This is a genomic window from Winogradskyella marincola (assembly GCF_029624125.1).
GTDB classification, from domain to species: domain Bacteria; phylum Bacteroidota; class Bacteroidia; order Flavobacteriales; family Flavobacteriaceae; genus Winogradskyella; species Winogradskyella marincola.
In genome coordinates, this window is sequence record NZ_JARSBN010000003.1 from 134,266 (window position 1) to 156,436 (window position 22,171).

Consider the following 22,171-nt stretch of genomic DNA (forward strand, 5'->3'; position numbering starts at 1 on the left):
TTAAAAAAGTTTTTTCAATATACAGAATTTATACATGAAATTATTCTCAAAAGAACAAATATACGAAGGAGATAAACTCACTACCGAACGTCAAAAAATTTCTTCTACCGATTTAATGGAGCGTGCAGGAACACAAATTTTTAATTGGATTCATATGCGAATGCAAGGTGCGCAAGTACCAATACATGTGTTTTGTGGAATAGGTAATAATGGTGGAGATGGATTGGTGTTGGCAAGACATTTGTTAACTCATGGTTATAATGTAATTACTTACATTGTAAATTGTAGTGATAAGCGTTCTAAGGATTTTTTAATTAACTATGATAGAATAAAAAATGTAACCAAAGATTGGCCTGTAATGTTGAGTTGTGGTGCCGATTTCTCAGATGTAGTTATAGATGAGAGAGATATTATAGTTGACGCTGTTTTTGGTATAGGTCTTAACCGTCAGCCAAATGAATGGGTGCAAGAATTGTTTCAAAAATGGAGAGCATCTAAAGCATTTACCTTATCTGTAGATATTCCTTCTGGTTTATATACAGACAAACCAATAGAAGATGAAAATGCTGTAGTGCACGCTAACTACACCTTAAGTTTTCAGTCACCAAAATTGATATTCTTCTTACCAGAAACTTCAAAATTTACAGTACAATGGGAAGCCTTAGATATAGGTATAGATCGTGATTATTTAATGCAAACCGAAACTGAAGTTGAATTAATTTCAAAATATGAAGTCTTACCATTATACAAACCAAGAGAAAAATTTTCTCACAAAGGAGATTTTGGGCATGCTTTGGTGATAGGTGGTAGTTATGGAAAAATTGGCGCAGTTAATTTAGCCAGTAGAGCTACTTTAAGTGTTGGTGCAGGTTTGGTTACTGCCTATATTCCAAGATGTGGTTATCACAGTATGCAGGCATCTTTTCCAGAGGCGATGGTAATTACAGATAAAGATGAAGAAAATATTTCAGAGATTTCATACAGTATAGAGCCTAATGTTATTGGTGTTGGTGTAGGTTTAGGTACAGCAGAAAAGACGGTTAACGCATTAGAGTCTTTTTTTAAAACAAACAAAACGCAATTGGTTATAGATGCAGATGGACTAAACATCTTGTCTAAAAAGAAAGAATTACTAAAGTTATTACCAGAACAAACTGTGCTAACTCCACATCCAAAAGAACTAGAACGATTAGTAGGTGAGTGGTCAGACGATTTTGATAAGCTTAAAAAAACTAAAGAATTTTCTAAAACATATAACGTCATTGTTGTTATAAAAGGAGCAAACACAATTACAGTTTTTGGAGACAAGCTTTATATAAATACCACAGGAAATCCAGGAATGGCAACTGCTGGTACAGGTGATGTTTTAACAGGAATTATAACAGGCTTAATTGCTCAAGGTTACGAGCCATTAGCTGCAACTATTTTTGGAGTGTATTTACACGGAAAATCAGCTGATATCTCTTTGGAAGAATACGGTTATCAAAGCTTAATAGCAAGCCATATTATAGAAACTCTAGGCGAAGCTTATATAGACTTATTCAAACAACCAGAACAAGAGCAGCAACAGCAAGAGCAACAAGAACAAAATGCACAATAAAAAAAAGCCTTCATTATGAAGGCTTTTTTTAGTTAAATATTTAGTTCTTTAAATAGTTCTACAAGTTTTGGATTTGATGGTCTAGGAGCATCAGCGCTAACTATATTTCCATCAGGATCAATTAAAATAAATCTAGGTATACCTTCAATGGCATAATCTTTTACAAACTGAGAATTCCAATCGTTATCAGCCATTAATTGAATACCACCTAATTCTTTGTTTTTCACCATTTCTACCCATGTATTGTGCGCAGATGCTTTATCAATAGATGTACTTACAAAGGCAATATTTTTGCCATGAAATTGCTTTTCAACCTCTTTTAAAGAAGGGATTTCTCTTATGCATGGTCCACACCAAGTTGCCCAAACATCTACATAGACGTATTTTCCTTTTAAATCTTTTAGCGAAGTTGTGCCACCTTTATGGTTTTCATATTCAACAAAAGCAGGAGAAGGCATTCCCTTAGCAAGTTTAGAAACTTTATCGTATTTAGCAGTTATTTCCTCTTTGTATTTTTCATCAGAAGATAGCTTCATGATGCCATCGTAAAAGGCTTTAAGATTTTCGTTACTTGGAGAAATATCGTAACGTAAGCTTTTAGAGAAATCTTCTTTTAAATCATCGATACCAGCATTACTAACTTCATCAAAAATTAAAGATGGATTATCGCTATCTCTTAATTTTTTAGCATAATGGCTTTGTACTAACCTTTTGTAACTATCTAAAGCTTCATAATCTTTACTATTGTTATAATCAATAGAACTAAAACGTGTCATGAAATCATCAGAAGCTTTAAATTCAGCTTTTTTGGCAAAATGTTTATGATAACTAGGATAGTTTAAAAGATTTATAAGGTAATCATAATCAATGTTCTTCTTCTCTGTGGTTTTAAACTCGGAAGAAAGATTCTCTTTACTTTCTAATGATTTAACTTTACTATTTTTTAAATCTTCCATTACTGCTATAAACTCAGGCTCTTCCATAGCATAAACTTTAGAGATGTCTATATCTGCTTTCTCTTCAATTAAAATTTTTTCGGCTAAGAAATTGTTTTTGCCAGAACCAATACCTGAGTATTTAATGGTTTCATCAAACTCTTTAGTGTCTAATGAAACGTTAATACTATCACCTTTTTCTAAATACATGTAGGCTACTTCTCTGCCATGATCTAGATTATAGTATCCGTTTTCTACAGTTAATGTGTCAGAAAACGTACCATCTTGTTCAAGTTGAATTTCTTTGATTTTTTCTCTTCCTTGGAAAACTGAAACCGATTTTACAGTTGGGTTTTCAATTTTACCAGAAAATAAAACATAGTCTATTTTAGGTTCCTCTTTGCAGGCAAACAAGGTTGTGACGATACTTAATGTTAGTAGTCTTTTCATACTTTTGAATTTGATTGTTATCAAAAATAAGCATTGAATATTTCATTTTCAAGAAAGTAGGAATTATTAACAATTTCTTGTAAAACCAAAAAATATTCTCAATTTTGAAGCTTACAAATTTCAACTATGGATAGCTATCACATTATATCATCAGACGCGTTAGACATTGTCACTATTTACAATATTTTTAAGGATAATAAGAAACTTAAACTTTCAGAGTCGGCAATTCAAAATATAGAAAAATGTAAAGCTTATCTCGATAACAAATTAGCCAATAACAAAAAGCCAATGTATGGTATTAATACTGGCTTTGGCTCGTTATATAACGTTAAGATTTCAGAAAAAGACTTAACTAAATTACAGGAGAATTTGGTAATGTCTCATGCATGTGGCACTGGTGACCGAGTACCAGAATCTGTAGTTAAGGTAATGTTGTTATTAAAAATACAATCCTTAAGTTATGGTCATAGTGGAGTACAACTAAAAACAGTAGAGCGATTAATAGAATTTTTTAATAATGATATTTTTCCGTTTGTATATACACAAGGCTCATTAGGTGCTTCGGGTGATTTAGCACCATTAGCGCACTTAGCTTTACCGTTGTTAGGAAAAGGAAGTGTTGTGCATGATGGCGAAAATTATGAAGCTTCAGAATTATTGAAAAAATTTAATTGGGAACCTATAAAACTTGAAGCAAAAGAAGGTCTTGCGCTTTTAAACGGTACCCAATTTATGAGTGCGTATGGTGTGTACTTATTATTAATGTCTCATAAGACGTCTTATTTAGCTGATATCATTTCGGCAATATCTTTAGATGCTTTTGATGGCAGATTAGATCCATTTCATGATTTAGTACATGATGTAAGACCACATCCAGGACAACGTAAAGTAGCAAAACGTTTTAACGAACTTTTAGAAGGTAGCGAATTAATTACCAGAGAAAAAGAGCATGTACAAGATCCATATTCATTTAGATGTATACCTCAAGTTCATGGAGCTACAAAAGATACTTTAGATTTTGTAGAGAAAGTAATTTTAACAGAAATCAATTCTGTAACAGATAACCCAAATATTTTTTCTGAAGAGGATTTAATTATTTCAGGAGGAAATTTTCATGGACAGCCTTTGGCTTTGGCTCTGGATTATTTAAAAATAGCTATGGCAGAAATAGGCAATATTTCTGAACGAAGAATATTTCAGTTAGTCTCAGGATTACGAGGTTTACCAGCATTTTTAGTAGACAATCCAGGATTAAATTCAGGCTTTATGATTCCGCAATATACAGCTGCAAGTATTGTAAGTGCCAATAAGCAATTAGCATCACCAGCAAGTATAGATAGTATTGTGTCTAGTAATGGACAAGAGGATCATGTAAGTATGGGAGCCAATGCTGCTACACAGGCTTATAATCTTGTTAGAAATGTTGAGCGTGTTATTGCTATAGAATTGATGAATGCTTCTCAGGCATTAGAGTTTAGAAGACCTATGAAAACGTCTCCATTATTAGAATCTTTCTTAGAGCACTACAGAAAGGTTGTGCCATTTATAAAAGAAGATCAAGTATTGCATGATGATATAGAAACTTCTATTCAGTTTTTAAAAGATGTTGATATCGAAGTAGAGGAGCTCTTTTTAAATAACTATGGTGTAGAGAAACACTAATGGTATTTAAAAAAAAGATATGCTAAGAACCTTTTTCTATAAGGTTTTTAGCCCAAGTTATAGCATCATCTAATTCACTAAAAATTTCAAAAGGTTTTCCAAAAAATAGGCGCTCAATTTTGGCATTGTTTTTTGAAACATAATCATCTGAAACCACAGCAAATCCTGTAAGGTTTTTGGCTGTAGTGGTTTTTGGGTAAACATGAGGATCTACAGAGTAAGAGTGTATTCTGTGTGTTATATAAACATAAGGAGTTTCATAATGTTCGTCCATAATGTTTATCAACTTTTGATTGATTTCATGGTCTATATGTTCACCTTCGTTAATAACTGCGATTACATAACTGTCGTAAAAAGATAGTGTGCAGAAATTTAGTTTTAAAATAGTTTCTAGCATGCTATTAATTGTTTTAGGGGAATTCAAAATAAAAAAAACTCCTTTAAAAAAGGAGTTTTTTTTATTTTATTTTTTTAATCTGTTTAAGATTCAGTAGGCTTGCTAGAGCTTTTTACCTTAATATTTAATTCCTCTTTTTTAGCATCTAAATCCATAGTAATTGTATCACCTTCCTGTATCTTAGAGTTAATAATCTCTTCGGCAAGTGCATCTTCAACATACTTCTGGATCGCTCTGTTCAGAGGTCTTGCTCCATATTGTTTATCAAAACCTTTATCTGCAATGTAATCTTTAGCTTCATCTGTAAGAATAAGGTTGTAGCCTAAATCCTTGATGCGTTTTACTAGTTTTACAAGTTCAATATCAATGATTTTATTAATATCTTCTTTCTCTAAAGCATTGAATACAATAACATCATCAATTCTATTTAAAAACTCAGGAGCAAATGCTTTTTTAAGGGCATTTTCTATAACACCTTTTGCATATTCAGTCTCTTGAGATTCTTTTGCAGAGGTTCCAAAACCTACACCAGTACCAAAATCTTTAAGTTTACGAGCACCAATATTAGAAGTCATAATGATTATAGTATTTCTAAAATCGATTTTTCTTCCAAGACTATCAGTTAAATAACCGTCATCTAGTACTTGTAAAAGCATGTTGAATACATCTGGATGCGCTTTTTCAATCTCATCTAAAAGCACTACTGCGTATGGTTTACGTCTTATTTTTTCGGTAAGCTGTCCGCCTTCTTCATAACCAACATATCCAGGAGGTGCACCAATAAGTCTAGACACAGCGAATTTTTCCATATACTCACTCATGTCTATACGCACAAGTGCATCTGTGCTGTCAAACAACTCGTTAGCTAAAACTTTTGCTAATTGTGTTTTACCAACACCAGTTTGTCCTAAAAAGATAAACGAACCAATAGGCTTGTTAGGATCTTTAAGACCAGCTCTATTACGCTGAATAGCTTTTACAACCTTTGCAACAGCATTGTCTTGTCCAATAACTCTACCTTTGATAAGGTCTGGTAATTTTGCAAGTTTGTTTAGTTCTGTTTGCGCTATTTTATTTACAGGAATACCTGTCATCATAGAAATAACATCAGCTACATTGTCTTCTGTAACAATTTCTCTATGTTGCTTGGTTTCTTCTTCCCATTTTTCTTGAGCCGTTGCTAGTTCTTTTTCAAGACGTTTTTCATCATCCCTTAACTTAGCAGCTTCCTCGTATTTTTGTTTCTTAACAACACTGTTTTTAGTTTCCTTAACCTCTTCAAGTTGTTTTTCTAACTCTATAATTTGTTTAGGAACATCAATATTAGTGATGTGTACACGAGAACCTGCTTCGTCTAAAGCATCAATGGCTTTGTCTGGTAAGAAACGTTCTGTCATGTAACGGTTTGTTAACTTCACACAAGCTTCTATAGCTTCAGGAGTGTAGTCTACGTTATGATGCTCTTCGTATTTTGCTTTTATATTGTTTAATATTTCTATTGTTTCTTCAACAGAAGTAGGCTCAACAATAACCTTTTGGAAACGACGCTCTAGGGCACCATCTTTTTCTATATACTGTCTGTACTCATCTAATGTTGTAGCACCTATACATTGAATTTCACCTCTTGCTAATGCAGGTTTAAACATGTTAGAAGCGTCTAAACTTCCTGTTGCTCCACCAGCACCAACAATGGTGTGAATTTCGTCAATAAATAGAATAATATCGTCATTCTTTTCAAGCTCGTTCATAACGGCTTTCATGCGCTCTTCAAACTGACCTCTGTATTTTGTGCCAGCAACTAAGCTTGCTAAATCTAAGGTAACCACACGTTTGTTAAAAAGTGTTCTTGACACCTTTCGTTTTACAATACGTAGTGCTAAGCCTTCTGCAATAGCAGATTTACCAACACCAGGTTCTCCTATTAGAAGAGGGTTATTCTTTTTACGTCTACTTAATATCTGAGAAACACGTTGTATTTCTTTTTCTCGACCTACTACAGGGTCTAATTTGCCTTCTTCGGCAAGTACTGTTAGATCTCTACCAAAGTTATCTAAAACAGGTGTTTTAGACTTTTTATTTGTTTTACCAGACTGGCTACCTCCAAAAGGATTTTGCTTTGCATCCTCTTCTTCATTCATTTCATCATCAGAATATGATTCGGCTTTAGGCTCGTCTAGATAATCGTCTTCACTTGTAATCATAGATTTAAATTCGTCTTTAACATTATCATAATCAACTTTAAGTTTATTTAATAACTTAGTCGTTGGGTCATTTTCATTTCTTAAAATACACAACAAAAGGTGTGCAGTATTTATTGAAGTGCTTTGAAACAACTTAGCTTCTAAGAATGTTGTTTTTAAAGCGCGTTCTGCTTGCCTTGTGAGGTGCAAGTTTCTCTTTTCGTTAGATGTTGTGGCAATATTGGGATTAGCCGGACTTAGAATCTCAACTTTGCGTCTTAGGTGATTTAAATCAACCTCTAATGCGCTCAATATATCTATAGCTTTTCCGTTGCCATCTCTTAATAGACCTAACATTAAATGTTCTGTGCCTATAAAATCGTGGCCTAAGCGTAAAGCTTCTTCTTTGCTAAATGCTATAACATCCTTAACTCTTGGGGAAAAATTATCATCCATAGTAAACTCCTTTCTGCATTAAAAATAGTAAAAACATATTACGTATAAGGCAAAAATCATACCTTAAATAAAATGGTTTAACGAATAGACTAAAAAAGCATTTCAAATCAAAGCAAATTCAATGATACTTATTAACGAAAAAGATATTAAAAATTGTTAATAAAAACTCCTAAAATTAGCGTTTAAAACCACTTTAAACACTACTGAAATGCTTATATTAGCACGTTTTGAAAACCTAGAAAAAATCTAATAAATTTTATATATGGCAGAAGGAGAAAAACTCATTCCGATTAACATTGAAGATGAAATGAAATCAGCCTACATTGATTATTCAATGTCGGTCATTGTGTCACGTGCGTTACCAGATGTAAGAGATGGCCTAAAACCTGTTCACAGACGTGTACTTTACGGTATGCACGAACTAGGTGTTAGAGCAAATTCAGCACACAAGAAATCAGCAAGAATCGTAGGTGAGGTTTTAGGTAAGTACCACCCTCACGGAGATACTTCGGTTTATGATACTATGGTACGTATGGCTCAGGAATGGAGTTTACGATATATGTTAGTAGATGGTCAGGGTAACTTTGGTTCTGTGGATGGTGATAGTCCTGCTGCAATGCGTTATACAGAGGCTAGAATGCAGAAGATTTCTGAAGAAATGTTAGCAGATATTGATAAAGAAACTGTAGACCATAAACTTAATTTTGATGATACCTTAGAAGAACCAACAGTTTTACCTACACGTATTCCTGGTTTATTAGTTAATGGTGCTTCTGGTATTGCCGTTGGTATGGCAACCAATATGCCACCTCACAACCTTACAGAAGTTGTAAACGGAACCATAGCGTACATCGATAACACGGATATTGAAGTAGATGAGCTAATGCAGCACATTAAAGCACCAGATTTTCCAACAGGTGGAACAATCTACGGTTATGATGGTGTTAAAGAAGCATTTCATACTGGGCGTGGTCGTATTGTAATGCGTGGTAAAGCCAATATTGAAGAAGTCAATGGACGTGAGTGTATCATTGTAAATGAAATTCCTTACCAAGTTAACAAAGCAGATATGATTAAAAAGACTGCAGACTTGGTTAACGATAAAAAGCTAGAAGGTATCTCTACTATTAGAGATGAGTCTGATAGAAAAGGGATGCGTATCGTTTACGTTTTAAAGCGTGATGCCATTCCTAACATCGTACTTAATAAATTATACAAGTATACAGCTTTACAGTCTTCTTTTAGTGTAAATAATATTGCTTTAGTAAAAGGACGTCCACAACTTTTAAATCTAAAGGATTTAATTCACTATTTCGTAGAACACAGACACGAAGTGGTTGTAAGACGTACAAAATATGAATTACGCAAGGCAGAAGAAAGAGCTCACATATTAGAAGGATTAATCATTGCTTCAGATAATATAGATGAAGTAATTGCATTAATCAGGGCTTCGTCTAATGCTGAAGAAGCGAGAGAAAAATTAATAGAACGCTTTAAACTTACTGAAATACAAGCTAAGGCTATCGTAGAAATGCGATTACGTCAGTTAACAGGTCTGGAACAAGACAAGTTAAGAGCAGAGTATGAAGAGTTAATGAAAACTATAGAAGACCTTAAAGATATTTTAGACAAGAAAGAGCGTCGTATGAATATCATTAAGGAAGAGCTTGAAGTTATCCGTGATAAATATGGTGATGAGCGTCGTTCTGTTATAGAATATGCAGGTGGAGATTTAAGTATTGAAGATATGATTCCAGATGAAAAAGTAGTCATTACTATTTCTCACGCTGGTTATATTAAGCGTACGTCTTTAACAGAATACAAAACTCAAAATAGAGGAGGAGTTGGTCAAAAAGCATCAACAACTCGTAATGAAGATTTCCTAGAACATCTATTTGTTGGTACAAACCACCAGTATATGTTGTTCTTTACTCAAAAAGGAAAATGTTTCTGGATGCGTGTTTATGAAATTCCAGAAGGTTCTAAGACTTCAAAAGGTAGAGCTATTCAAAACCTTATTAATATAGAGCAAGACGATAAGGTAATGGCGTTTATCTGTACTCAAGACCTTAAGGATGAAGATTACATCAACAGTCATTATGTCATAATGGCTACGAAAAAAGGTCAGGTTAAGAAAACAGCATTAGAACAATACTCTAGACCTCGTACTAATGGTATTAACGCTATAACCATTAAAGAGGGTGATGAATTATTAGAAGCTAAGCTTACAACTGGTGAAAGTCAAGTAATGTTAGCGCTTAGGTCTGGTAAAGCCATTCGTTTTGAAGAAGCAAAAACAAGACCAATGGGACGTAATGCTTCAGGTGTTAGAGGTATAACTTTAGCAAATGATAACGATGAGGTAATAGGAATGGTTGCTGTTAATGATTTTGAAAGTAATATCTTAGTAGTGTCTGAAAATGGATATGGAAAACGTTCTAGTTTAGATGATTATAGAATTACTAATAGAGGAGGAAAAGGTGTTAAAACCATTTCAATCACAGACAAAACAGGTAACTTAGTCGCTATTAAAAACGTTTCTGATGAGGACGATTTAATGATTATTAATAAGTCTGGTATTGCAATTCGTATGGAGGTTGCAGACTTAAGAGTAATGGGAAGAGCAACCCAAGGTGTTAGACTTATCAACCTAAAAGGAAATGATTCTATCGCGGCAGTTGCTAAAGTGATGAAAGATGATGAAGATGAAAATGTAGAAGAATTAGATATAGAAAATGCCGGAGATCAAACAACAAATGAAGATGGCACGGCTATTGATAATACAGAAACAGAGAACTAAAATTAACAACAATAAATTATTTAACTAAAAATGAAAAAATTATTGACATTAGTGCTGGTTTTTACAGTTACAGCTGTGTCTTTTGCTCAAAAGGATGAAATTAAAGCATTAGAAAAAGCACTAAAAAAATCAAACTTTGCTGACGCTAAATCTGCTGCATCTGTAGCTGAAGGCTTGAAAGGGAATATGGATGATAAAACAAAAGCTAAGTTTTTATTTCTTCAAGCTCAAGCTTTGTATGCTAATGGTGCTGCTTCAGATAGTGATTTAGATAAGACAATTAAGACTTTAGAAGAATTAAAAAATCATGAATCTTCTATAGGAAAGTTACGCTATACTGAAGATGCTAATGAGATGAAGACTAAAATCTACAACTCTTTTTTAACTAAAGCAAACAGTGCATTTGAGAGTGGTAAATTAGCAGAAGCATCTGTAGCTTATGAGAACATTTACAAAATTTCTCCAAAAGACACTTCATTTTTATACAATGCTGCTTTATTATCAGCACAGAATAACGATTATGATACTTCGTTAAAGCATTTTATTAAGCTTAAGGAGTTAGGTTATACTGGAATAAAAATGACTTACCGTGCTACAAACAAAGAAACAGGTAAAGAAGAGCCATTTGTCGATAAGGGAGCAAGAGATTTCTCTGTAAAAACATTAAAGACTCATATTAAACCAGTAGATGTACTAGAGGAATCTAAAAGAGCATATATCGTAAAAAATATAGCATCTATTTATGTTTCTCAAGGTAAAAACGAACAAGCACTTGCAATTACTAAAGATGCAAGAAGTGAGTTTCCAGATGATAAAGAGTTATTATTAACAGAAGCAGTTGTATTAACAAAGGTTGGTAATAATGAAGAAGCTTTTGTTTTATTTAAAAAGGCTTTAGAAGAAGATCCAAATAATGCTAACTTAAACTTTAATGTAGGTGTAACAGCGATGGAAGCTAATCAATATGATGTTGCAAAATCAGCATTTGAGCAAGCTCTTAAACTTAAGCCAGATTATCTAAATGCTGCAATGAACCTTTCGTTTATTGAAGTTGACAAAGGAAATTCATTGTATGATGAGATGAATAAACTTGGCGATTCATCAGCTGATTACAAGCGCTATGACGAGTTAAAAGCACAAAAAGATCAATTATTTAAAGCTGGTGCTGAAATATTAGAGAATTTTGTAACTAACAATCCAGATGTTGCTGAAGCAGGGATTTTTAATCAGTTAGCTAATATTTACAGTGCTTTAGGTGAAACTGATAAGTATAATAAATACAAAGAGAAAGCGAAAAAAATAGAGGAGGGTAACTAAGCTAATTACTCTTTTTATATAGATAAAAAAAATGCGACTTATATAAGTCGCATTTTTTTTTAAATAATTTTTTTGATAACTCTTAGTCTGTGTGTGTGCAAGTTCTTGTCAATATTGTAGATACCGCTATGATCCAAACGATCTATCCTTACTTTTCCGTGTGCGTGGATAATATAATTATCCTCCATTATAATCCCAACATGCACAATATCTCCATCTGCATTATCAAAAAAAGCTAAATCACCAGGTTCACTTTCTTCAATAAAACTCAAAGCAACACCTTGCGTAGCTTGCTGAGATGCATCACGTAATAAATGATAACCGTTTAATTTGTATACCATTTGGGTAAAGCCAGAGCAGTCTATACCAAAAGGAGTTTTTCCTCCCCATAAATATGGCGTGTTAAGATATAAAAACGATGTGTCTATAATATTAGATTTATCACTCTTTTCTATGATCTTATTACCTTCAAATTTTTGATTTAAAAGATCTAAACAATTTAAGTCAGAACCCAGAGGAATAGGGTAAATGCTATTAGCTTCATCTGAAACAAACTGTATTAAATCCTTAGATAAATTAATATCAGACTGAGATAAGATTTGATATTGTTCCTCTTCAATCTCAAGATATTGTTTATTGTCTATCCAGCCTTCATATTTATCGTATGCAAAACGAATGCGACTCCATTTTTTGCGCTGTTCTAGCACTTTAAAAAAGTCACCATACAATGCCTGAGTCACCATTTCACTAGTGTCAGTAGGTTCTAATCGTATTGGTACAATCCCTAGATTGCAAACTCCGTATTGCATATATGAAATTTAAGGGCGTTCTAAAACCATTGCAGAAGCACCACCACCACCATTACAAATAGCAGCTGCACCAATTTTTGCATTATTTTGTTGTAAGACGTTTAATAATGTTACTAATATTCTAGCACCAGAACAACCAAGAGGGTGTCCTAAAGAAACGGCACCACCATTTACATTTACTTTATCGTCAGATAATCCTAATATTTTCATGTTAGCTAAACCAACTACAGAAAAAGCTTCATTAAACTCAAAGAAATCTACATCACTTAATTCTACATTAGCTTTAGCTAAAGCTTTAGGCAATGCTTTTGCAGGTGCAGTAGTAAACCATTCTGGTTCTTGAGCAGCATCTGCATAGCTTTTTATAGTTGCTAAAGGAGTTAAGCCTAATTCTTCAGCTTTATCTTTACTCATTAAGACTAATGCAGCTGCACCATCATTAATAGTAGATGCATTGGCAGCTGTTACAGTTCCGTCTTTAGTAAAGGCAGGACGCAAAGCTGGTATTTTTTCCATCTTTACATTAGTATACTCTTCATCTTTATTAACAACAACAGCATCTCCGCGACGTTGAGGGACTTCAACAGAAATAACTTCATTGTCAAATTTTCCGGCATCCCAAGCCGCTTTAGAGCGTTCGTAAGATTGTACAGCAAAAGCATCTTGATCTTCTCTTGTAAAATTATATTCTACAGCACAAGCATCTGCACAAACTCCCATGGCATTGTTGTCATAAGCATCTACTAAGCCATCTTTTTGCATGCCATCTTCTAATGTAGCTGGACCAAATTTAGTAGCACTTCGAGCGTGGTAGTAATGTGGTATAGCACTCATGTTTTCCATACCACCAGCAACGATTATATCGGCATCACCAAGGCTAATTGCTTGTGCCGCTTGCATTACAGCTTTCATGCCAGAAGAGCAAACTTTATTTATTGTTGTACAAGGAACGGTATTTGGGATTCCTGCAAAAATTGCAGCTTGTCTTGCTGGTGCTTGGCCAGTACCAGCTTGTACTACGTTGCCCATTAATACTTCATCTACCATTTCTGGCTTAAGGTTTATTTTATCTAAAGCTCCTTTTATAGCAGCAGCACCCAACTTTGGTGCTGGTACACTAGATAAACTTCCTAAAAAACTTCCTATAGGTGTTCTAACGGCAGATACGATTACTACGTCCTTGTTCATTATTATTTTGTTTATTATTAGTTCCTGCGAAATTAATGATTTTTTGAGATATTTCGGAATGTATTAACGAATATAGAAGGTTAAAATTTTAATATTTGTTACATTTGATTTTATATGAAATGAGCAAGATTATGATGTTGATAATAGCAGTATTAATCATTTGCGAATTCCATCTGACTTTTAAATAGAATAAAAATCAACAGATGAAAGAACTTCTAAACAAATGGTATAAGAATCATGCTTTAGTATATAAAATGCTACTGTTTCTGGTTACGACGCTTTTCATCGTTTATTTATTTCCCAAAACAGGAAAGTTTAGATATTCTTTTGAAAAAGGAAAACCTTGGCAGTCCGAAAATCTTTACGCTCCCTTTAATTTTGCGATTCAGAAGACACAAGAAGAAATTAATGAAGAGCAGTTAGAAATTGAAAACAATGCTCCCGTTTATTTTGAGATTGATCGAGAAATTCCAGAGACCATTAAACTCAACTATATAACTAAGTTTAATGAAGTTTTTAATGACTCTACAACATCTAAAAGGACCTTGTTTAGGCAGGGAACAGATATGGTTGAGACGTTGTATGAAAATGGTATTTTAGATACAGATTATCCGTATTCTAATGACAAACAGGTGGTTTTAGTAGCATCTAATAACACAGTTGAAAAACGTATAGAGTATAGAGGTCTTATTGAAATTAATCAGTTAAGAAATAGATTAGAGAGTTTTTTGAAGCAGTCAACTTCTGCTGAGAATAAAAATAAAATGATATCTCTGTTTTTTGATATTGTTAAGCCTAATGTAACATTAAATGAAACTCTGACAAAAAAGACACTTGAAGAAGAGTTGTCTCAAATTTCGCATACCAGAGGTAGTATAGATAAAGATCAGCTTATTATATCTAAAGGTCAGGTTGTTGAGGATGAAGAGTACAATATTTTAAAGTCTTTAAAATCTGAATATGAGTCTCAGGTATGGAATACAGCCAATTACAATTGGGTTTTAGTGGCATATACTTTACTGGTGGCTTTGGCACTTCTAATGTTGCTTCTCTTTTTGCAAAAATATAGGTTAGAAGTGTTTCAAAATAACACCAAAGTTACTTTTATATTTTTCAATATAGCATTAATGGTTTTGCTTACTACTTTGGTGATTAACTATAATTCACAATATATTTATGTGGTGCCATTGTGTATTTTGCCATTGGTTCTAAAAGCGTTTTTTGATGCCAGATTAGGCTTATTTTCTCATGTGTTAACAGTATTGCTTTTAGGCTTTATAGTTCCTAATAGTTATGAGTATATGTTTCTTCAGATTATTGGAGGAATAGTAACAATATTAACAGTTTCAGAACTTTATAAACGAGCTAATCTTTTCATATCAGTAGGTCAGATTACTTTGATTTATATTATTGCTTATTTTGCTTTTTTTGTAATTCATGAAGGGCAGATAACAACATTAAAATGGGATACATTTGGGTTGTTTATTCTTTGTGGTTTAGCAACACTTTTTGTGCAGCCGCTCATCTATATTTACGAAAAGATTTTTGGGCTTGTTTCAGATGTGTCGCTTTTAGAGTTATCAGATACAAATACCAAGCTTTTAAAAAAATTATCTAACAAAGCACCAGGAACATTTCATCATTCTTTAAATGTGGCTAATTTGGCTGAATCAGCAGCAAATGAGATAGGTGCTAATGCCATGTTGGTAAGGGTAGGTGCTCTATATCATGATATCGGTAAAATGAAAAATCCTACTTATTTTACAGAGAATCAAAGTAATGGTATAAACCCTCATGATGAACTTTCTAATAGAGAAAGTGCTGGTGTAATTGTAGATCATGTACTAAATGGTATAGAAATAGCAAAAAAATATAACTTACCAGATCGTGTAATTGATTTTATAAGAACGCATCATGGTACAAGTGTTGTCTATTATTTCTACATGAAAGAAAAAGCGGAAAATGAAGATGTTCAAATAGAGGATTTTTCATATCCAGGACCAAAGCCCTTTAGTAAAGAAACTGCAATTTTAATGATGTGCGATAGCGTTGAAGCTGCCTCAAAAAGCCTAAAAGAACCTACAACAACCAAGATTAATGATTTTGTAGAGAATATCATTAACAAGCAAATGGAGAGTGGTCAATTTTTAAATGCTAATATAACCTTTAAAGAAATCCAGTCCATCAAAAAGGTTCTTAAGCACAAACTTGCCAATATATATCACTTAAGAATAGAGTATCCAGAGTAAAACAAAAAAAGCCTTACTAAATTAGTAAGGCTTTTTTGTGATCGCGACAGGATTCGAACCTGTGACCGTCTGCTTAGAAGGCAGATGCTCTATCCAGCTGAGCTACGCGACCATTCAAGAGATAAACTCTGAAAATTCAATAAAAGTCGGGGTGGCAGGATTCGAACCTGCGACCTCCGCGTCCCAAACGCGGCGCGATAACCGGGCTACGCTACACCCCGAAAATTGGTTATCTTTTTGCGGAGAGACGGGGATTCGAACCCCGGCAACACTTACGCGTTGACAGATTAGCAATCTGCTCCATTACCACTCTGGCACCTCTCCAATTCAATTAAATAAAGAACGTTCTTTAAAATTGCGGATGCAAATGTAGCTTTTCATATTAATTATCGCAACAATTTTTTTGAGTTTTTTATTTCAAAAGTGTTAATGCTTTGATAGAGTATAGAATATGATTAAATTTATTGACGTATGTCAAAATATTCTAAAGATAGAGCGTTTACAAATTATATTCACAAAAAACTAGCTATTCCGTTAATTTATAATTGTTTAAGTTGGAGTGAGGTGCAATTGAGAAAAGATTACTCTAGATACATAGATATGATGGAAGGTATAGATTATGTTTTTCGAAAAGGAAATTCTATAATGAGCGTTCAAGAGCGATTTAGGGAAAAAAAATATAAAAATTTTACAGATTTTACTATTCGGTATAGGAGGGATTCCAACAAAATTAAAGATCGTCACGAGTCTGAATACTACAAAATGAAAGCACATTATTTTACTTATGGGATAATCGATAGCGCTAAAAATGAGTTGCATGCTGCTTCATCCTTTATAAAATACGCAATTGTAGATTTAAAAAAAGTGTATGAAAAATTAGATGAAAATAAAATAATTATTACCGATAATGGTAAGAATAAATGCGAGATAATTGACGGAAATCGACTGGAGTGTCCTGTAAAATATAATCTGGATGGTTCTTCATCATTTTTTCCGATTGATATATCTTATTTGGTAAAATTATGGGGAGATGATATGGTAATCGATCAGAAGGGATTTTTATAAGAGCCTATAAGTCTTTAGTACATATGATTACAATTTTATTATTGTCTTTATCGGTTGTAAAGAACAAATAAGAATTGCCTCCATCTTTTATCTTTAACTTTTTCCTGATATCGGAAACGGATAATGGAAAATTTCTAGTGGTAATATTGGCTTTAGTGATCTTTTCTTTAGCAATCGATTTTTTATTGTAAGGTATTATTTTCACTATTTTAAAGCTTCTTCCAGGGAAATCTATAACACTACTAGATGTATAAAGATGCGAATGCTTATGAAGCTTACCTATTTTTAATGCATTACCAAGCGTATTAAAAGCTCCTGCTTTTAATACAGCAGAGTTTGGTTCGTATAGATAGGTTAGAGGCTCAGTGTATTCTGCTAAAGCGTTAGACTCATTGTTTAAGTCAAATTCAAAAAATTCATTCTTATGCTTAGTTAAATTTATAGTCTTCACATTTACATCACCTTCATATTCGCGTTCCAGGATCCATAGTAGCTCTTTTACTTCATTGTTAACCGCAATAACGTGAAGTTGTTTTACATGCTTTAAATCACCCTTAGTTGCCGTTAAATCTAATAATGGTGATGTCTTAATCATTACATTCTTGGCATAATTCAAAAATAAGTTTTGAAAAGCCTTAACATCTGGTGCACAATCAGAAAGTAAAAACACCTTGTTTTTAGAGTCGTCTCTTCGAGAAGGATCTATATAAATCCAATCAAAAACCGAATGAGATTGTTTTAAAACACTAATACCATCCTCATTTTTACAATTAATATTGTTAGCTTTTAATGTGGTGTAATTGTGTTTTACAATTTCAGAAAGTTCAGGGTTTATTTCGCAATGTGTTACAGCCTCGATTTGTTTTGAAAAATAGTAAGTATCGATTCCAAAGCCTCCTGTAAGATCTATTAAAGATTTACCAGATACCAAATCGGCTTTGTACTTTGCTGTGACTTCTGATGAAGTTTGCTCAATGTTTAGTTTGTTTGGGTAGTAAATATTTTGAGTATTAAACCAAGTAGGTAGCTTTTTTTCGCAACGTTTTTTGGCTTCAATTTGCTCTATAACAATCTTAGAATCAATGGTTTTAAAAGGTATTCCTTTTAGTAATAAACTGGAAACGTCAGATTTTAAATTGGAATTTATAAATTCCTGAATTTTAGTATTTAGTATTGTCTTGTTCAAACTAAAACTATAAGTCTTTAGTGAGTCTGTTTACAATCTTATGTCCAGATAAAAACTCTTTTAAAATCACTTTAATCGCTGTGTAAGCAGGTACTGCAACGATCATTCCTGCAATGCCAAATAGAATGCCTGAAATGATGATTATTAAAAAGATTTCGAGAGGATGAGATTTTACACTTTTAGAAAAAATAAATGGCTGGCTAAAGAAGTTGTCGACCAATTGTGCTATGATAAATCCTATCATAACATAAGTGGTTTTTGGTAAAATAACATCGCTAAAATTTTCGCCTAAATTACTAGACATACTCAAAACAAGCATTAAAAAACCACTTACTAATGGCCCTACATAAGGCACTAAATTTAATAATGCACATAGGAAAGCGATAACAACTGCGTTGTCTATGCCAAAAACAAGTAGTACTATGGTGTAGATAATAAATAGTATTAAAATCTGAAATATAAGCCCAACAAAATAGCGCGATAATAGATCTTTAATTTTATTCCATGAACGCTTAGACTTGGTTTCGTTTCCTTCTGGAACAAAGGTCATAATACCATCCTCAAACAGTTTGCTGTCTTTTAAAAAGAAGAATGAAATAAACAGTACCGAAAACAAACCAATACTAAAACTTCCTAATCCGCTGACCAAGCTGTTGAAGAAATTCGGGATTAACGAAAAATCGAGTTTAGATAATATATTCGAGTCTTTTATGGACTGCTCAACATCGATGTTATTAAATTCAAAATAGTTGACGATTTGTTGGTATAAATTATCAATGTTGCGTTCTAGTTGATCAAAATCTAAGAGTGCTAAATTTTTGCCTTGATCTGTAATTAGAGGAATAAACATGCCGATTAGTCCAGCTAACAACCCAATGAATACAAGCATAGTTACAACAACTGCTATGGTATTGTTGAACTTTAATTTGCGTCTAAGAAATAGCACAATTGGTCTGCCTACTAATGAAATTACAGCAGCAATAGCTATGTAGACTATTACAGATTGTATTTTGTACAAAAAGACCAAAACCAAAGCAATACCTAAAAGAATTCCTAAGGCTCTTAAGATGCCATTTGCAATGATTTTTGAGTTCTGATTCATATCTCAAAGATGCTGAAATAAATTAAGCAAGGCAAATTTAAGAATTAAGTTGTTTTGTAAATTCATAAAGTGCAATGTTGGTAGCTTGAGCAACATTCATGCTGCTGTTATTTCCATACATATTAATATGAACGACAGCATCACATTGATTTAATACAGATTCTGAAACACCAAAATTTTCATCACCAAGAATTAGTACTATTGGTTTGTTGGATTCAAGTTTAAAAGTGCTTAGTTCTGTGCTGTTTTCGGTAATTTCTAACGCAATGATTTGGTGTGTTTTTTTTAGCTTAAGAATAACATCATCAATCTTTTCTTCGGTTCTGTGGTTCACATATTTTTCGGTAGAACGCGATGTTTTGGTCATGCGTCTTCCTATAGGAATATCATCTCCGCAAAAAATTAGTTCTTCAATATTAAAGGCGTCTGCAATACGAAATAAGCTTCCAATATTAGGTGCATTAGTAATGTTATCACAAACTATAGTGATAGGATGCTTTTGCTTTTTAAAGTTTGAAGTGTAGTGGGTGAGTTGCATATCTAGATTTTAGAAATTAGACTTGAGATAAGAGAAGTTTTGTTTTTCAGAATAAACAAGTCTCATATCTGGTGTCTATTATCTCATTTCTAATTTTCAAAAACATATTTCATAATATTCGCTCCCATTTTTAATGCTTTTTCACGTACCTCTTCTGGGTCATTATGTACTTCAGGGTCTTCCCAGCCATCACCTAAATCACTTTCAAAGGTAAAAAGTAAGACTAATCTATCTTCATGAAAAATACCAAAGGCTTGTGGTGCTTTACCATCATGCTCATGGATTTTAGGTAAACCATTAGGGAATTCGTAAGCAGCGTTGAATATTTTGTGATCTTTTGGTATTTCTTTCAACTCGTTATTAGGAAAAACCTTTTTTAGTTCTTTGGTAATGTACGGCTCCATACCATAGTTATCGTCTATGTGAAGAAAACCACCAGAGATAAGATATTTTCTTAAGTTTTCGGCATCATCTTCACTAAAGAACACATTGCCATGACCTGTCATGTGTAAAAACGGATACTGAAAAATGTCTGTGCTACCAACTTCTACAGTTTGTATATTTTCATTGATGTTGGTGTCTATATTGTCGTTACAAAACTTTACCAAATTAGGTAGTGCTGTAGGGTTGCCATACCAATCTCCACCACCTTTATACTTTAACACAGCTACATCTTGAGCAAAAAGTGAAAAAGTAAAGAGTGTAAGGAATAGAGTTGTTAATTTTTTCATATTATTCATTTACAAAAGCCACCGAATGACAAGCTGCAATAGCAGCAGTCTCAGTACGCAAACGTGTGTTACCCAAAGTTACTGGAATAAAATCAGCAGCCAAAGCCATTTCGATTTCTTTAACGCTAAAATCACCTTCAGGTCCAATAAGTATTAAAGTATTTTCATTGTTTTTTAACTGAGACTTTAAAGATTTTTTATCTGTTTCCTCGCAATGTGCAATAAACTTGGTGGCTTCAAAAGAAGAATCTACAAAATCTTTAAAAGCAATAGGCGCGTTTAGTTTTGGTAAATAGCATTGCAAAGATTGTTTCATAGCAGACTGTAGTATCTTTTCAAAACGCTCTAGCTTAACTACTTTACGTTCGCTGTTATCACAAATAATAGGTGTGATCTCTTCAATACCAATTTCTGTAGCTTTTTCTAAAAACCACTCGTACCTGTCGTTCATTTTGGTTGGCGCAACAGCAAGGTGTAAGCTATAAGGGCGTTTTGGTTGTAAGTTTTGAGATAGAATTTTTACAGAACAATGTTTAGCGTCAGCCAATGTAAGTTCTGCTGTAAACAACCAACCTTTGCCGTTGGTAATGTGTAATTGGTCACCAACTTTTTTACGAAGCACTTTCACGATGTGTCTGCTTTCGTCTTTATCAAAATTAAAGGAGGTTTCTCCTTCTGCGATGTTAGGGTTGTAGAATAATTGCATTAATCTAGGGCTTCTGAGTATTGTAAAACGGTAATTTCTTCAATGGTTTTAGAGTCGTATGTTTTAAGAACAATATAATACCAGTTTTTGTCTTCAATATCTAAAGTGAAAATTTCATTAGTATCATGGTCTTTAACAGTGTCTTCAAACATTTGGTGCATTTGTCCTTCTGGAAACCAGCCTAAATCACCACCTCTTTTTGCATTTAAGTCCATTGAGTGTAATTGTGCTAGCTTATCAAATTTATAACCTTGTTGGTATTGCGAAATAATTTTATCGCGCTTTTCATTAATCTCTTCTAATTCCATTTTATCGCCATCAAAAAAAATGTAGCTAACTCTGTAGTGTAGTGTTTTTTGCTTCTCAATAACTTTATAGTAAGTCTTTTTGTAATCTCCTTTTACAACTTTTTTTCCACCTTTAGAGAGTTTAAAAAGCTCATCTGCCAAGCGTGTTTTGTGTTTTTCTTTGTTGAATGTAAAAACCTTACTCTTATTTGTTTTTTTATGAGTTTTAGCAAAGGTTTTAGCCTCTTCGATAGAACTAATGGAATCGAGTTCGGTTTCTAAAGCATCTTGAGAAAAACTAAAAAAAGGAAAGCAGAGAAGTAGAAAAATTAGCTGTTTCATGGTGTTGTTGATTTAGTCTAATTTATTGTATATACAAAACAACTAAATTTTAAAACGCATTTGAAGCCTTGTGCTATCTGTTATCAACAGATGTTTTAACAATTTAGTTCTTATGAGTAAAATACCTGATAATACTAATAACTATATTGAAAATAAAAAGCAGTTGAGCCA

At 33.2% G+C, this 22,171-nt stretch carries 17 protein-coding genes and 3 tRNA genes; 6 read left to right on the forward strand and 14 right to left on the reverse strand.

Going from position 1 to position 22,171, the window contains the following annotated elements:
• Positions 1–34 precede the first annotated feature (34 nt).
• The gene (locus tag P7122_RS06230; protein ID WP_278004919.1) at positions 35–1,600 is read left to right on the forward strand and encodes an NAD(P)H-hydrate dehydratase; all 1,566 of its coding nucleotides are present in this window, start codon (positions 35–37) and stop codon (positions 1,598–1,600) included.
• A gap of 32 nt (positions 1,601–1,632) precedes the next feature.
• Here P7122_RS06230 and P7122_RS06235 read toward each other — a convergent pair whose 3' ends face one another.
• A complete protein-coding gene (locus P7122_RS06235) occupies positions 1,633–2,985 on the reverse strand; it encodes a TlpA family protein disulfide reductase (protein ID WP_278004920.1) in 1,353 nt (450 codons plus the stop codon).
• 126 nt (positions 2,986–3,111) lie between these two features.
• Between P7122_RS06235 and hutH the strand changes: the two genes are divergently transcribed.
• Complete coding sequence (gene hutH / locus P7122_RS06240) at positions 3,112–4,647, forward strand: histidine ammonia-lyase (protein ID WP_278004921.1); 1,536 nt, start codon at positions 3,112–3,114, stop codon at positions 4,645–4,647.
• Positions 4,648–4,669: 22 nt separating this feature from the next.
• Here hutH and P7122_RS06245 read toward each other — a convergent pair whose 3' ends face one another.
• Entirely contained in the window at positions 4,670–5,044 is a 375-nt protein-coding gene (locus tag P7122_RS06245; RefSeq protein ID WP_278004922.1) for a hypothetical protein, read from the reverse strand.
• Positions 5,045–5,127: 83 nt separating this feature from the next.
• On the reverse strand, positions 5,128–7,680 hold the full coding sequence (locus tag P7122_RS06250) for an ATP-dependent Clp protease ATP-binding subunit (RefSeq protein WP_278004923.1): 2,553 nt from the start codon (positions 7,678–7,680) through the stop codon (positions 5,128–5,130).
• Positions 7,681–7,942: 262 nt separating this feature from the next.
• Between P7122_RS06250 and gyrA the strand changes: the two genes are divergently transcribed.
• Both gyrA and P7122_RS06260 read left to right on the forward strand, forming a co-directional pair.
• A complete protein-coding gene (gyrA, locus tag P7122_RS06255) occupies positions 7,943–10,480 on the forward strand; it encodes a DNA gyrase subunit A (RefSeq protein WP_278004924.1) in 2,538 nt (845 codons plus the stop codon).
• A 30-nt stretch (positions 10,481–10,510) separates the two neighbouring features.
• Positions 10,511–11,797 (forward strand): tetratricopeptide repeat protein, encoded by a 1,287-nt coding sequence (locus P7122_RS06260; RefSeq protein WP_278004925.1) that lies wholly within the window; start codon positions 10,511–10,513, stop codon positions 11,795–11,797.
• Positions 11,798–11,856: 59 nt separating this feature from the next.
• On the opposite strand, the gene P7122_RS06265 is transcribed toward P7122_RS06260, so the two are convergent.
• Both P7122_RS06265 and P7122_RS06270 read right to left on the reverse strand, forming a co-directional pair.
• Positions 11,857–12,606: a C40 family peptidase gene (locus tag P7122_RS06265; protein ID WP_278004926.1), complete on the reverse strand. Its 750-nt coding sequence runs from the start codon at positions 12,604–12,606 to the stop codon at positions 11,857–11,859.
• 9 nt (positions 12,607–12,615) lie between these two features.
• Entirely contained in the window at positions 12,616–13,794 is a 1,179-nt protein-coding gene (locus P7122_RS06270; protein ID WP_278004927.1) for an acetyl-CoA C-acyltransferase, read from the reverse strand.
• A 203-nt stretch (positions 13,795–13,997) separates the two neighbouring features.
• On the opposite strand from P7122_RS06270, the gene P7122_RS06275 reads away from it, so the two are divergent.
• Positions 13,998–16,043 carry an HD family phosphohydrolase gene (locus tag P7122_RS06275; RefSeq protein WP_278004928.1) on the forward strand — a complete coding sequence of 682 codons (2,046 nt, stop codon included), beginning with the start codon at positions 13,998–14,000 and terminating at the stop codon, positions 16,041–16,043.
• A gap of 38 nt (positions 16,044–16,081) precedes the next feature.
• Here P7122_RS06275 and P7122_RS06280 read toward each other — a convergent pair.
• The 3 genes from P7122_RS06280 to P7122_RS06290 form a co-directional block, all read right to left on the reverse strand.
• A tRNA-Arg gene (locus P7122_RS06280) sits at positions 16,082–16,155 on the reverse strand.
• A 34-nt stretch (positions 16,156–16,189) separates the two neighbouring features.
• A tRNA-Pro gene (locus P7122_RS06285) sits at positions 16,190–16,264 on the reverse strand.
• 19 nt (positions 16,265–16,283) lie between these two features.
• Positions 16,284–16,367 (reverse strand) — tRNA-Ser (locus P7122_RS06290).
• Between the two features lie 147 nt (positions 16,368–16,514).
• Here P7122_RS06290 and P7122_RS06295 point away from each other — a divergent pair.
• Positions 16,515–17,108, forward strand: coding sequence for a hypothetical protein (locus P7122_RS06295; protein ID WP_278004929.1), 594 nt, complete (start codon positions 16,515–16,517; stop codon positions 17,106–17,108).
• A 4-nt stretch (positions 17,109–17,112) separates the two neighbouring features.
• Here P7122_RS06295 and P7122_RS06300 read toward each other — a convergent pair whose 3' ends face one another.
• From P7122_RS06300 to P7122_RS06325, 6 genes are all read right to left on the reverse strand, one after another.
• Entirely contained in the window at positions 17,113–18,294 is a 1,182-nt protein-coding gene (locus P7122_RS06300) for a class I SAM-dependent methyltransferase (protein ID WP_278004930.1), read from the reverse strand.
• A gap of 7 nt (positions 18,295–18,301) precedes the next feature.
• Positions 18,302–19,396 carry an AI-2E family transporter gene (locus P7122_RS06305; protein WP_278004931.1) on the reverse strand — a complete coding sequence of 365 codons (1,095 nt, stop codon included), beginning with the start codon at positions 19,394–19,396 and terminating at the stop codon, positions 18,302–18,304.
• Positions 19,397–19,433: 37 nt separating this feature from the next.
• On the reverse strand, positions 19,434–19,934 hold the full coding sequence (locus P7122_RS06310) for a TrmH family RNA methyltransferase (RefSeq protein ID WP_278004932.1): 501 nt from the start codon (positions 19,932–19,934) through the stop codon (positions 19,434–19,436).
• Positions 19,935–20,023: 89 nt separating this feature from the next.
• The gene (locus tag P7122_RS06315) at positions 20,024–20,665 is read right to left on the reverse strand and encodes a DUF4159 domain-containing protein (RefSeq protein WP_278004933.1); all 642 of its coding nucleotides are present in this window, start codon (positions 20,663–20,665) and stop codon (positions 20,024–20,026) included.
• Position 20,666: 1 nt separating this feature from the next.
• The gene (locus tag P7122_RS06320) at positions 20,667–21,371 is read right to left on the reverse strand and encodes a 16S rRNA (uracil(1498)-N(3))-methyltransferase (RefSeq protein WP_278004934.1); all 705 of its coding nucleotides are present in this window, start codon (positions 21,369–21,371) and stop codon (positions 20,667–20,669) included.
• Positions 21,371–22,000: a peptidylprolyl isomerase gene (locus tag P7122_RS06325; RefSeq protein WP_278004935.1), complete on the reverse strand. Its 630-nt coding sequence runs from the start codon at positions 21,998–22,000 to the stop codon at positions 21,371–21,373. Before P7122_RS06325 ends, P7122_RS06320 begins: the two co-directional genes overlap by 1 nt.
• Positions 22,001–22,171: the final 171 nt, after the last annotated feature.